Source organism: Imperialibacter sp. (genome assembly GCF_040222385.1).
Taxonomy (GTDB): domain Bacteria; phylum Bacteroidota; class Bacteroidia; order Cytophagales; family Cyclobacteriaceae; genus Imperialibacter.
Genome location: NZ_JAVKDF010000056.1, coordinates 154,096 through 166,629, shown reverse-complemented (window position 1 = coordinate 166,629; position 12,534 = coordinate 154,096). Strand labels below are relative to the sequence as shown.

At 45.1% G+C, this 12,534-nt stretch carries 11 protein-coding genes; 4 read left to right on the top strand and 7 right to left on the bottom strand.

Annotated features, from left to right (window positions below):
- Nucleotides 1–11: 11 nt before the first annotated feature.
- Nucleotides 12–1,448 carry a hypothetical protein gene (locus RIG68_RS26450; RefSeq protein WP_350129594.1) on the bottom strand — a complete coding sequence of 479 codons (1,437 nt, stop codon included), beginning with the start codon at nt 1,446–1,448 and terminating at the stop codon, nt 12–14.
- Nucleotides 1,432–1,983, bottom strand: a complete 552-nt coding sequence (locus RIG68_RS26445; protein WP_151997376.1) for an RNA polymerase sigma factor — start codon at nt 1,981–1,983, stop codon at nt 1,432–1,434. Before RIG68_RS26445 ends, RIG68_RS26450 begins: the two co-directional genes overlap by 17 nt.
- Nucleotides 1,984–2,095: 112 nt before the next feature.
- Between RIG68_RS26445 and RIG68_RS26440 the strand changes: the two genes are divergently transcribed.
- Complete coding sequence (locus RIG68_RS26440; protein ID WP_502880705.1) at nt 2,096–3,406, top strand: type IX secretion system plug protein; 1,311 nt, start codon at nt 2,096–2,098, stop codon at nt 3,404–3,406.
- Here the strand turns inward: RIG68_RS26440 and RIG68_RS26435 are convergent, their stop codons facing one another.
- The 4 genes from RIG68_RS26435 to RIG68_RS26420 form a co-directional block, all read right to left on the bottom strand.
- Nucleotides 3,407–4,120, bottom strand: coding sequence for a CRISPR-associated endoribonuclease Cas6 (locus RIG68_RS26435; protein WP_350092680.1), 714 nt, complete (start codon nt 4,118–4,120; stop codon nt 3,407–3,409). It abuts the gene before it with no gap.
- A 214-nt stretch (nt 4,121–4,334) separates the two neighbouring features.
- On the bottom strand, nt 4,335–5,432 hold the full coding sequence (gene ychF / locus RIG68_RS26430; RefSeq protein WP_350075770.1) for a redox-regulated ATPase YchF: 1,098 nt from the start codon (nt 5,430–5,432) through the stop codon (nt 4,335–4,337).
- A 16-nt stretch (nt 5,433–5,448) separates the two neighbouring features.
- Nucleotides 5,449–6,537: an AI-2E family transporter gene (locus RIG68_RS26425; RefSeq protein ID WP_350075772.1), complete on the bottom strand. Its 1,089-nt coding sequence runs from the start codon at nt 6,535–6,537 to the stop codon at nt 5,449–5,451.
- Between the two features lie 68 nt (nt 6,538–6,605).
- Nucleotides 6,606–6,953, bottom strand: coding sequence for a DUF3276 family protein (locus RIG68_RS26420; RefSeq protein WP_350129589.1), 348 nt, complete (start codon nt 6,951–6,953; stop codon nt 6,606–6,608).
- Between the two features lie 241 nt (nt 6,954–7,194).
- Here RIG68_RS26420 and RIG68_RS26415 point away from each other — a divergent pair, with 241 nt between their 5' ends.
- A complete protein-coding gene (locus RIG68_RS26415) occupies nt 7,195–8,100 on the top strand; it encodes a DUF58 domain-containing protein (RefSeq protein WP_350075774.1) in 906 nt (301 codons plus the stop codon).
- A gap of 62 nt (nt 8,101–8,162) precedes the next feature.
- Here RIG68_RS26415 and RIG68_RS26410 read toward each other — a convergent pair whose 3' ends face one another.
- Nucleotides 8,163–8,510 (bottom strand): 4Fe-4S dicluster domain-containing protein, encoded by a 348-nt coding sequence (locus RIG68_RS26410; RefSeq protein ID WP_151997383.1) that lies wholly within the window; start codon nt 8,508–8,510, stop codon nt 8,163–8,165.
- Between the two features lie 101 nt (nt 8,511–8,611).
- On the opposite strand from RIG68_RS26410, the gene RIG68_RS26405 reads away from it, so the two are divergent.
- Both RIG68_RS26405 and acnA read left to right on the top strand, forming a co-directional pair.
- Entirely contained in the window at nt 8,612–9,622 is a 1,011-nt protein-coding gene (locus RIG68_RS26405) for an acyl-CoA reductase (RefSeq protein WP_350129586.1), read from the top strand.
- 165 nt (nt 9,623–9,787) lie between these two features.
- Nucleotides 9,788–12,526, top strand: coding sequence for an aconitate hydratase AcnA (gene acnA / locus RIG68_RS26400; protein WP_350129583.1), 2,739 nt, complete (start codon nt 9,788–9,790; stop codon nt 12,524–12,526).
- The last annotated feature ends 8 nt before the right edge of the window (nt 12,527–12,534 follow it).

The following is a 12,534-nucleotide window of genomic DNA, read 5'->3' as shown; positions in this document are numbered from 1 at the left end:
TGGTTGGAAACCTACCTCAGCTCATACCGAACGCCCGCCTGCACTCCCCATAGCCTTGGTGCACTCGCATACCCGTCGGTGTTCTTGGTCAGGCTTGTAATCGCCTGGCGGTAATACGGCTCCACAACGACTTTATAGTGGCTGTTAATGGCATAATTAACTTCCAGGCCAAGCGTTCCATTTAAATACACGCTCCTGTAAGGCGATTTGTCACCAGATTTTGTTCTCACATCATCAAGGTCTTTTCCTTTTATCACACTTCCAAGAAGAAACTCATTGGAAACACCTGTGTTCAAAACGATACCAGCCCGCCTGTCCAACAGAATCACACCAACCTTTACAGGCACGGAAATAAACTCATACGTATTAGTGATTTTCGTTCTTTCGCCATCGTACGAGTATTGTGACGACGAAAATACTTCCAGAATATCGTCACTTAACAAACTAACCTGATTCAGCGCATAACGCTTATTGTTCGACTCGTCGTTCAACACCAGGTTGGTACTTCCGTTGCTATTGTACCTTCCGTATTGAAGCCCGGTATGCAACAGGATCTTCCTGAAGATGCGCTTACCAATGCTTGCGCCAAATGAGAAAGTTCCGCCCTGCGTGTTCGACTCATTGTATCCTCTGGAAGAAACCGCTCCTACCAGCCCGTTGGCGGTGTTAAAATCATTTGTCTTTAGCTCTCCACTGTTTTCCGCTACAAGAGAGGTTTCGTCAGCGCTGGCAGAAGCAAACAAGCTGCCTCCCGACCTGAAACCATAATTAGGGTTAAAAGTACCGCTTCCAACTCCGAGACCTGCCAATAAAGGCTGATCTCCGATCTCCCTCTTTTTTCTTTGCATGGGCCGCACCACTCCATATAAGTGGTTCACTTCCAGTTTCGATAAGTTACTGGCCAGCTTTTCGGAACGAAAAATGCCTGTAACAGAAGGGATGGCGACATCAAACATATTTTCGTCAGAGGCTGGAGTCTCATCTATCGGAGTTGCCACCTGCTTAGTTGCTTCACTACCACTGTTGCCAACTGTAGTTGCCGCCAAAAAGGGCTTAGTATCCTTTTGATAAAAATCAGGCTTATCTTCTTTGTTCAGTGTGGATGTTGTGGAAGCCACTTCATTTTCCATCTTCATGTCCCTGAGTTCAGGGTTTTGTGCGACCTGAGAATTGACGACGTTCTCTTTGGTGTTGCCCGCAACCTCATTTTCCACAAGAGAAGAGGTGCCATTGAGCAAAAGTGCTACCCCCAAACCAACGGCGACGGTTGTCATGGCGGCAGCTGCCCATCTGTAGTAAAAGATGGCCTTCCTGTACTTTCCTTCTTTTTGGGTGGCAAGCCTTGCTTCCACTCTCTCCCACACCATAGGAGATGGTGGCACGCTGGCTCCGTCAAAAGCCTGTCGCCACTGGCTCTCGAAAAATTCGTTGTTATCTGCGGCTTCCATAATTTGTACTTTCTAATTTCTCAAGTTTCTCCTGTAGCAGCTGCTTTGCTCTGGCATATTGCGACTTGGAGGTTCCCTCGGTAACACCAAGGAGCTCTGCTATTTCATGATGTTTATACCCTTCAATAGCATACAGGTTAAATATTGTCTGGCACCCCGATGGAAGATCCTGAATCATTACCATTAAATCTTCCAGCTGAAGTCCCGCAAGCAGGTCGTGATTCGCCGATGGCTGTCGTAACTCAGCCACATCTACCATCGGATACATATAAAGCTTGTTGCGCTGATGATTGAGCGCAGTATTAATCACGATCCGCTTGATCCAATAAAATAGCGATGACTCCTTACGGAATGTTTTGATGTGGTTGAATACCTTCACAAACCCTTCCTGCAAAACATCTTCAGCTTCCTGCTGCATTTTGCAGTACCTCAAACAAATGGCATACATCTGCCCACTATACTTTTGGTATAGCTGATATTGCATGTGTCTGTCCTCTTTGGCACATCCCTCTATCAACTCTTCATCAGTAGGCATTCTGTGAGTTATCGGTTTAGGTTTTGACTTTTATGACACCAGGTCTGAAAAAATGGTTGGAATTATGCAGATTTGTAGAAAATGAATTTAGTTGTCGTTCGTTTAGCTATCGATGAAACATCTCAACTACTTCTTACTCCTGGTCATTTCCTGCTTATTTTTCACTGGCTGCCTTCCCCTCGAGCAAGTTGCCAATACCAGCACTTCCGACGCAGTTTTAGAGCTCAGCGACAGATCATACGAAGATAACATCAGGTTGGTTCGCCTTTTTCCAAATTCTGGAAAAACTGAAGACAGTATGCAGCCCCCTATCATGCATATCAGCCAACCTTCAACGCTCACACTCAAATTTGATGAAATTCTAAGTGACTTCCAGCAATACAATGCATACATCGTGCACTGTAATTTCAATTGGGAGCGATCAGCACTTACCGACATGGAGTTTCTTAACGAATACAACTCCTACCCCGTCAACAACTACCAGTACTCTCAAAGCACCATTGTTCCCTACACGCAGTACACGCTTGAGCTTCCGAAAGTGAAAAAATCAGGGAACTATGTAGTGGTAGTGTATAGGGGGACAAACAAATCTGACATCATATTAAGCAGGCGGTTTATGGTGTTTGAAGGCGGAGCAGACATTCAAATGGAGGTTCGGATTTCGTCCAGCGTAGAGGAAAGAGAAGAAAATCACCAGGTGGAGTTCTCTGTCAACTATGGTGGACTAACGTCTACCAATGCCTACAACGACTTTAAAGTAATGGTGCGCCAAAACAGAAGGTGGGACAACGCCATTCTCCACCTGAAGCCTACCCTGGTGAGGGAAGACCAGAGCTACATGGAGTACAGAAATTTCACTCTCCAGAACAATTTCAAATCAACGAGGGAATTCAGGTTCTTCGATATCCGATCGCTGAGTTACAACGGACGCAATGTGGGGAAAATAGAAAAAAGCCAAAATGAAATAAGGGCACTGCTTTTGAAAGATGCCTCCCGATTCAGCGAGCCCTACAGCAGAATGCAGGACCTTGATGGTAACTTCTTCATCGGTTCCACAGAGCCTAACACCAGTGATCTACAGACCGACTATGTGAAGGTCATGTTTTTCCTGGAAGCAGAAAAAATTGAAGCAGCCGATGTGTACGTAATAGGTGGTTTTAACGACTGGCAGAAAACCCCTCAGAACAGGTTGGTATACGATGACCTCTCTGGCATGTACACGGCATCTCTACTGCTAAAGCAGGGGTTTTACAATTACATGTATTGGGCAAAAGGGAACAGTATTGATCCCTACATGTTTGAGGGGTATAACTTTCAGGCTGAAAATGAGTACGAAGTGTTCGTTTATTTCAAAAGTCCCGGATCATTTGTAGATCGCCTGGTTGGCTACCAAAGCATCATTCACAATGGCCCAAAAAACTGATCAGGCCGTGGTTTCAGCAAATTCATAAGTAACCGCTCTCTTGCTAGGGTCGGCATTGGCGATGTCGAGCATGCCGAAGCCTTTATGGCAAAACTGCCCCAGCCCACAAGTGAAAATAAACTCCTGAACCACCTTGGGTGCGTAAAGGACAAAAGGAAAAGTATAGCCCCTTATTTCGTATTTCAAGTCCTGGTCATACAGCGGGTATATCCTTGCAAACTTCTTTTGGCTTTCTCTGATCTTGTTCAGGTAGTCCTCGTCAGGTACTAGCTGAAACTTCCCGATGCCCTCAATTTTCTGGGGGTCTTCACCGCTTTGCTCCATCCTTTGAATGGTAGATTCAAATAGCAGATCGGAGAACGTATCGGTTTCAGGCGAAATAAACTTCTTGGCCTCTGCATCGTACAACGATGGCTGAAGCACCACGATTGGTGAGATGCAAATATACCTTGAGGCGTCTGTTATTTCAGGGTGATCCTCCAACTCTACAGCCTCTGGCGCTAGCATTAAGTTGCCAATATCTACCTTCGGAAAGGTAAACAACACCCTGAGGAAATAGTCGATAAAAGCTTTGTTATTGCTCGCAACAACGAGCGTAACTCTCCGGCTGTAGAAATGCAAACCTTGCCTGCTTATCTTTGTTTGTCCTTTAAGGCCGCTGAAATTGTAAAACGGGTAGTCGATGAACTCCTTCTGACCTCCTTTTACGAGCATTCCCTTAATAAGCTGAGCTAAAAGATACTGGTGATGGAAGGGAACAAACCCTCCCTTATTTTTTACTTGAAAAACGATACGTACCCTCAATAGCGTAAAAATTATATAGAAAATAGGCCTGAACAATCAAACTCTATTTTCCTAGTATTTAAAATGTTCATGAGAAAAACAATAAATTCAAAAAATTGTTCATCCTTCGTAATAAAAGAGCTGGTTAAACATTAAATCTGAAATGCATGATATCTCCATCCTGCACTTCGTATTCTTTGCCCTCAATATAAATCTTACCAGCTTCTTTACAAGCATTTTCGGAGCCATATTTCTCGTAGTCGGCCAATTTAATTACCTCCGCCCTAATAAATCCACGCTCAAAGTCGGTATGGATAACGCCAGCCGCTTTTGGCGCCTTCCAACCTTTTTCTATGGTCCATGCTCTTACTTCCTTCACCCCTGCTGTAAAGTACGTAATCAGGTCAAGTATATTGTACGAGGCCTTGATAAGTCTATTCAATCCCGAATCTTTGAGACCATACTCCTCTAGAAAGAGTGCTCTTTCATCAAGATCCTCCAGTTCCGCTATCTGCGACTCAATAGCCGCACATAGAATAACTACTTCGGCGTTTTCTTCCGCTACGGATGCCTTTAATTTCTCTACCCATTGGTTGCCTGCTGGCAAAGATCCCTCATCCACATTGGCTACGTAAATGACTGGTTTTATGGTGAGTAGCTGCAAATCTGCCACCGCTTCTCTCCCAGCCTCAGTCATATCAAGCACTCTTGCGTTCTTGCCAGACTCCAAATGCTTCTTGTAAGCCTGCACATATCCCAGCTCTGTCCGGGCCTTTGCATCACCCGATTTGGCTATCTTTTCAAGCCGCTGAATTTTCTTATCAACCGACTCCAGGTCTTTCAACTGAAGCTCGGTGTCAATCACCTCTTTGTCTTCTACCGGGTTTACCGTTCCCGACACGTGCACTATGTTATCGTCTTCGAAGCACCTCACCACGTGGATCACCGCATCTACCTCCCTGATGTTCCCAAGAAATTTATTGCCAAGTCCTTCACCCTTGCTGGCCCCTTTCACAAGGCCTGCAATGTCCACAAATTCGATAAACGTCGGAATGATTTTTTCGGGATGAACCAACTTCTCCAGCACCTGTAGCCTTTCGTCGGGCACAGTGATCACGCCCACATTGGGCTCAATTGTACAAAACGGGTAATTGGCCGCTTCGGCCTTAGCATTCGAAAGAGCATTAAACAGTGTTGACTTGCCTACATTGGGCAGTCCCACAATCCCACATTGCAATCCCATGAAATATGATCAATTGTTACTTTTTGAATATTTGATACCCCTTAAAGCCAGCATAAACCTCAATTGTAGACACTCTTAAGATTGTGTACGTAGGGATGGCTGCTATCATTCCGGGGATACCTGCAATTGTTGCGCCGGCAAAGATAATAACAAATATTTCTAATGGATGGGCTTTTACGCTTTTTGAGAAAATGAGGGGCTGCAACAATATGTTGTCGGCAGCTTGCACAATACCAAACACAGACAGAATCTTCACTACAACAATCAAAAGATCCTGAGAGAGGCTAATATCTCCATTAGTTGAAATGCCCACGACTATACCAAAACTGGCGCCAAGCATTGGCCCGAGGTAGGGAATAAGGTTCGCTACTGCTGCGAATACTGCTATTGTTAAAGCATATTTCACACCCAGTATTGACAAGCCCAAAGACGCAATGCTGAAGATAGAGGCCATCTGGAAAAGCAGCCCAATCAAATAGTTGCTCAGAAGTTTTTCAATCTTAAACATCGCTGCTATAAACACCTCAAAATATTGGTTAGGTATCAGCGCAATTATTTGCCTTCTTAAAATCCCGTTCTCCAGCAAAAGAAAGAAGGTAATGAACGATACAGCCAGGAAACCAACCAAAAGCCCCCCGGTCACCGATATCAGGTTGTTCAACAGGAGCGTAAAGTCAACCTCCGAGAGCAATCCAAAAAGACTCTCTCTGATCGACTCAAAAAGAAAGCCCTCCTCCTGAATTGTCAGCTTATTCTCAATAAGAAATTGTTCTATACTATTAAAAGGCTGACTGACTGATGTCAACACGGAGTCGTAACTTATTTGCGAAAGCACCTTCACCTGTTCGCTGAAAAGCGGGATAAACAGCATCACAAAGAGCGTTACCACCACGATAACTATAGAAAATGAGAAAATGATGGCAATTGGCCTTGGAATTCTGTTGTTGAGAATGTGGATCTGATGAATGGTATTGGTTAGTGGCCTGAGCAAAGTGGCTAAAACCAATGAGAAAATCAGGTAAATAAATATGTTGGAGAAATACCAGCTAATAAACACCAGGACAACCAGCATCAAAAGCAGGTAGAGCAGCATTCGTCTAACCATGTGCCTAAAGTAAAAAAAGAAAGCCCTTGTATACCAAGGGCTCGCAAAATATTGTTTGAAGAATCAGATCAATCCCACTTCAACTCTGTGTCATCTTCAGAAACATCTTCGTCGCCCCCGGCTTCCATTTTCACCTCGAACTGTGAAAAATCAACGCCAGGCAGAAGTTCCGTTTTTACGTGATTAACTGAGTCATTCAACGCATCAATAAACTTATCGAAGTCTTCCTTGTACAGAAATATCTTGTGCTTTTCGTAGAAAAACCCATCCTCCTTAAATTTCCTTTTACTCTCTGTGATAGTCAGGAAATAGTCGTTGGATTTTGTGGCTTTGATGTCGAAGAAATAGGTTCGCTTACCTGCCCTTACTTTCTCAGAATACACTTCACCTCTGCTTTTATCCTTATTCTCTTCCACTTGATTCCGGTTTAGGTTTGGTCAAAAATAAAAGTTTATCGGAAATACCCGATTATTTGTTGAATACAATCGTTCAAAATAGAAAATACGCAAAACACTCACCAGGATCATTCAGCCTCTTTGCAATAATGGGAATGAGTAACCCAAACAATATTTGTTGGTTATCCGAAAAATAACAAGTTAATTCATGACAATCAATAATTAGAGACATTCACTTAGTCAATGTTATTAATTAATTCAAATGAAGGTTGATTTCAGCAAGGTAAAGGAATATGGGGGGCTAGAGTTTTTAGCCAGGCAAATGGTGGAAGGATTCATCACTGGAATGCACAAATCACCCTACCATGGCTTCTCAGTTGAGTTTGCTGAGCACCGGCTGTATAATACAGGAGAAAGCACCCGACATATCGACTGGAAGGTGTTCGCCAGAACGGACAGGATATACACCAAGCGATTTGAAGAAGAGACCAACCTGCGCTGCTACATTGTGCTGGATCATTCCTCCTCCATGTATTACCCCGAAAAGACGCATGGCAAAATCAAGTTTTCAGCGCTGGCTGCGGCGGCTTTGGCCTATTTGCTGCACAAGCAACGTGATGCCGTCGGTCTTTTCACCTTTGCTGAGGAAATTGAGCTTCAAACACAGGTAAAATCTACGTCCAGCCATATCCAAAAGCTTTTCATTTTACTCAATGAGCTACTGGAAAGCACTCCTACTCTCAAAAAAACCAACGTTGCTGAAGTGCTGCATCAGGTGGCAGAAAAAATCCATAAACGTTCACTCGTGATCATTTTTAGCGACATGTTTCAAAACTATGCTGACCACGAGCAAATTTTTTCAGCATTGCAACATCTGAAACACAATCGCCACGAAGTGTTGATGTTTCATGTTACCGACAAGTCGACTGAAATCGACTTCTCCTTCGAGGATAGGCCTTACGAGTTCATGGATTTGGAGGGCGGCGAAAAAATCAAGCTGACACCTTCGCAGGTGAAAGAATCGTACCATAAGGCTGTGGCGGAGTTTGCCAGCACCCTCAAGCTAAGATGTGGTCAGCTAAAAATAGACCTGGTTGAAGCTGACATTCAGGACGATATCAATAAGATACTGACCGGCTACCTTATCAAAAGGACAAAGCTTAATTAAAACGGTTCGAAACAGCATAAAAAAAGCGGCAAAAGCCGCTTTCATTCCTATATATTCGAATGCTATTCGTCGTGTAGCCAGGTCTTCTTGGTGGTGAGTTCTTCCACTGTTTCTCTGTAGTCAGGATCGTCCACACAACAGTCTACAGGGCATACCGCTGCGCATTGAGGTTCTTCGTGAAACCCGGTGCACTCCGTACACTTTTGAGACACTATATAATAGAACTCATCAGAAAATGGCTGTTGAGCCTCATTGCCGTCTACCACGGTTCCATCTTCAAGCTCAACCTGAGTGAGTTTGGTTCCGCCAGCCCAGGTCCACTCCACACCGCCTTCATAAATAGCAGTATTTGGGCATTCTGGCTCGCATGCACCACAGTTGATACACTCATCGGTGATCATTATTGCCATATTGATACTTAATTTTTGATTCTACAATTACCTTTACCAAACAAAAGTAGAAATGGAATGTTTGAGTTCCAATTTATTTTTGCTTTGCAAAATAAACGAAAATGAAGTTAGAGGAAAGAATAAATGCAATAGCCGCCCTGGGCGACTACTTGAAAGAGCTGGACGAGACAACGAAAAACGATCTGTTTCTGCGTGCTGCCAACGAGAACCCTTGGTTCACGCAAGAGAGCCTTCACCTGGCCTGGCAAGGCATCCTCAATTTTCTAACAAAGGAAAAAGTAACCCAGTGGACGTCTTCCTATTCATTTGCGGAAAACAAGCTAAAAAAAGTGGGGCTCGTGATGGCGGGCAACATTCCCATGGTGGGCTTTCACGATCTTCTCTCCGTTATCATTGCCGGGCACAAGGCATTGGTAAAAACCAGCTCACAGGACAGTGCCCTCATTCAGTTTATTATTAATTCGCTTAACGAGATACAACCAGAACTCGGTGGGCGAGTAGCTGTGGTAGACAGGCTCAACGACATGGAAGCCGTTATAGCCACCGGTAGCGACAATTCGTCCCGCTATTTCGACTACTACTTTTCCAAGGTACCCAACATTATCAGAAAAAACAGAAGCTCTTGTGCTATCATTTCAGGTGAAGAATCTCCGGAGGAGTTGCTGGCCCTTGGCGACGATCTGTTCAGCTATTTTGGCCTTGGTTGCAGAAATGTATCGAAGCTTTATGTACCCAAAAGCTATGCATTGCCCACCCTGCTCGACGCCATTCAGCCTTTCAATCAGCTACTGGAACACCATAAGTACCGAAACAACTACGATTACCACAAGTCCATTATGCTGGTAAATGGAGAACCACACCTCGACTCCGGGTTTTCTCTGTTCCGGGAAAGCACTGACCTCGTTTCGCCTGTCTCCGTTATTTATTATGAATTCTACAAGGACGAAGCTGCCCTGTCTCAAAAACTATTGGCTAATCAGGAAAAAATTCAGGCTATCGCCTCTCGCAAAGGGCAGTATCCTAAGTCCATTCCGTTCGGAACACTTCAAAAACCTGAGCTGTGGGACTATGCCGACGGCGTAGATACGCTTAAGTTTCTTTCCGGGTTATAACGAGGTAGACAATGGGGGCACAAGAGTGAACTTTTATCCGGAACTACTACTTGTGATAAAAGGAAAGAGCAATAATTTTTATAAATCGTGCCATTGCCCATAGTTCCGTTTCTTTTACACACTAATTCAATTAAATTTGATTTTTAAGATATAAACCACAGAAAAATGAGTAAAGATTTCTTTGGAATAGAGAAAGAGCTGAAAACACCTCTAGGCACACACAAATATTACAATTTGAGGGACTTGAGCAAGAAGGACGCCAGAGTAGCGAAACTGCCCTACTCTATCCGTATTTTGCTTGAAAACGCCATCCGTAACTACGACGCTTTTGCTGTCACCGAGCAGCACCTGGAAACGCTTTTGAACTGGAAACAAACCCAGGGCAAAAAAGAAATTCCTTACACGCCGGCCAGAGTGCTGATGCAGGACTTCACTGGTGTGCCGGCCGTTGTCGACATAGCCTCTATCAGAGCAGAAGTGGCCCGCAAAGGCAAAGACATTGGAAAAACCAATCCTCTCGTACCAGCTGCCATGGTCATTGACCACTCAGTAATGGTAGAATATTTTGGCACTCAACTGTCGTACGGCAAGAATGTTGACCTCGAATATTCAAGAAATTCCGAAAGATATAAGCTCCTTAAGTGGAGCCAAAAAGCCTTCGATAACTTCACGGTTGTCCCTCCCGGGATGGGTATTTGCCATCAGGTGAACCTGGAGTACCTGGCAAGTGGCGTGATAGAAAGAGACGGTTACCTTTTCCCCGACACACTGGTAGGTACCGACTCCCACACACCAATGGTGAACGGTATCGGCGTACTCGGCTGGGGTGTTGGTGGTATCGAGGCAGAGGCAGCCATGCTTGGCCAGCCAATTTACATGACCCTTCCCGAAGTAATCGGCTTGAAGATCAGCGGTAAAATGAAGGAAGGCATCACTGCGACAGACCTTGTGCTGACAGTGACTCGCTTGCTTCGTGACTATGGCGTAGTAGAGAAAATCGTTGAGGTGTTCGGCCCTGGTCTTGCCAACCTCACTGTTCCCGACAGAGCTACTATCTCCAATATGTCACCTGAGTTCGGCTGCACGGATACGCACTGGCCGGTAGACGACCAGACATTGGCGTACCTGACCAGAACCAACCGGCCTGCCAACCATGTGAGCATGGTGGAAGCCTATTGCAAAGAAAACATGCTTTGGAGAGATAACTCCGAGCAAATTGAATACACCGACGTAATCGAGCTGGATCTTGGCAGCATCGAGCCAACTATCTCTGGCCCGAAACGTCCTCAGGATAAGATATTCCTGAAAGAAGCAAAAGAAAAGGTTATTGGTGTGCTCAAAGACGTTCACAAGCGTGACTACGTGGCACCGGATCTTCGAAATGGAAGCTCATGGCTTTCTGATGGAGGGGCTGTAGCCACTGAAACTAAAACCGGTACCGGACTTCGCTCGGTAAAGATGAAATCTGGCTCAATGACTTACGAGCTCAGCGACGCTTCAGTAGTTATTGCAGCCATTACTTCTTGTACCAACACTTCGAACCCAAGCGTAATGATTGGGGCCGGGCTTGTAGCTCAGAAGGCGGTAGAAAAAGGCCTGGACGTTAAGCCATGGGTAAAAACCTCCCTTGCCCCCGGCTCAAGGGTTGTAACGGAATACCTAAAAAAAGCGGAGCTACTCCCCTATCTGGAAGCCCTCAAGTTTCACGTAGTAGGTTACGGCTGTACCACTTGTATTGGTAACTCAGGCGATATGCCTCCTGCTATCCAAAAGGCCGTGATCGACAATGACCTGGTGGTAGCTTCAGTGCTTTCCGGCAACAGAAACTTTGAAGCCCGCATCCACCCTAACATCAAAATGAACTTCCTGGCATCACCTATGCTGGTCGTTGCATTTGCCATTGCTGGAAGGGTCGACTTTGACATGAACAATGAACCGCTAGGGCTTGACCCGAATGGTGAGCCTGTTTTCCTGAAGGACATTTGGCCGTCTCAGGCTGAGATCAATGAGATGATGGAAAAAGTGGTTACTCCTGAGGACTACAAGAAAACCTATGACACCGTATTTGACGGTGACGAGGCCTGGCAAAAACTGGATGCGCCCACAGGCAATCTTTACAAGTGGGACGAGACGTCGACATATATTCAGGAAGCGCCTTTCTTCAAAAACATTTCGGCAGATGTGCCTGAGCCAACCAATATCAAAGGTGCCAAGGTGTTGCTTCAACTGGGCGACATGGTCACGACTGACCACATCTCTCCTGCTGGTAAATTTCAGCCGGAGCACCCTGCTGGCCAATATCTTGTCAACAATGGTGTTGAGAAGCCTGATTTTAACTCTTACGGCTCACGCCGTGGCAACCATGAGGTGATGATGCGGGGAACTTTTGCCAACGTCAGAATCAAAAATAAACTAGCCAGCAAAGAAGGCGGATGGACAAAATATCATCCAACCGGTGAGGAAATGTACGTGTTTGATGCCTCCATGAAATATCAGGAAGCAGGCACACCATTGGTGGTGATCGGTGGCAAGGAATACGGGTCAGGATCCTCCAGAGACTGGGCAGCAAAAGGAACAACCTTACTTGGCGTAAAAGCGGTTATCGTGGAAAGCTTCGAGCGTATCCACAGATCAAACCTTGTAGGAATGGGCGTTCTTCCTTTGGTATTTGCTGACGGACAAACCCAGGACACCCTGGGGTTAAAAGGAGATGAGTCATACGACATCCTTGGCCTTGAAAAGGATTTGACTCCCAACAAGGTGGTGGACGTAGTAGCAACGAGACCCGATGGTTCGAAGGTAGAGTTTAAAGCAGAACTAAGACTGGACTCTAACGTCGATATCGCCTATTGGAAAAATGGCGGTATTTTGAACTATGTGCTAAGAAATTTCCTTAAAGATTAAGGATTACG

Coding starts and splice junctions, on each gene's coding strand:
- RIG68_RS26435 (WP_350092680.1), bottom strand. CDS start 4,120: ATGCTCGTAAAAGGAGGTCAGAAGGAGTTCATCGACTACCCGTTTTAC.
- ychF (WP_350075770.1), bottom strand. CDS start 5,432: ATGGGATTGCAATGTGGGATTGTGGGACTGCCCAATGTAGGCAAGTCA.
- RIG68_RS26450 (WP_350129594.1), bottom strand. CDS start 1,448: ATGGAAGCCGCAGATAACAACGAATTTTTCGAGAGCCAGTGGCGACAG.
- RIG68_RS26415 (WP_350075774.1), top strand. CDS start 7,195: ATGAAGGTTGATTTCAGCAAGGTAAAGGAATATGGGGGGCTAGAGTTT.
- acnA (WP_350129583.1), top strand. CDS start 9,788: ATGAGTAAAGATTTCTTTGGAATAGAGAAAGAGCTGAAAACACCTCTA.
- RIG68_RS26425 (WP_350075772.1), bottom strand. CDS start 6,537: ATGGTTAGACGAATGCTGCTCTACCTGCTTTTGATGCTGGTTGTCCTG.
- RIG68_RS26410 (WP_151997383.1), bottom strand. CDS start 8,510: ATGGCAATAATGATCACCGATGAGTGTATCAACTGTGGTGCATGCGAG.
- RIG68_RS26445 (WP_151997376.1), bottom strand. CDS start 1,983: ATGCCTACTGATGAAGAGTTGATAGAGGGATGTGCCAAAGAGGACAGA.
- RIG68_RS26440 (WP_502880705.1), top strand. CDS start 2,096: ATGAAACATCTCAACTACTTCTTACTCCTGGTCATTTCCTGCTTATTT.
- RIG68_RS26405 (WP_350129586.1), top strand. CDS start 8,612: ATGAAGTTAGAGGAAAGAATAAATGCAATAGCCGCCCTGGGCGACTAC.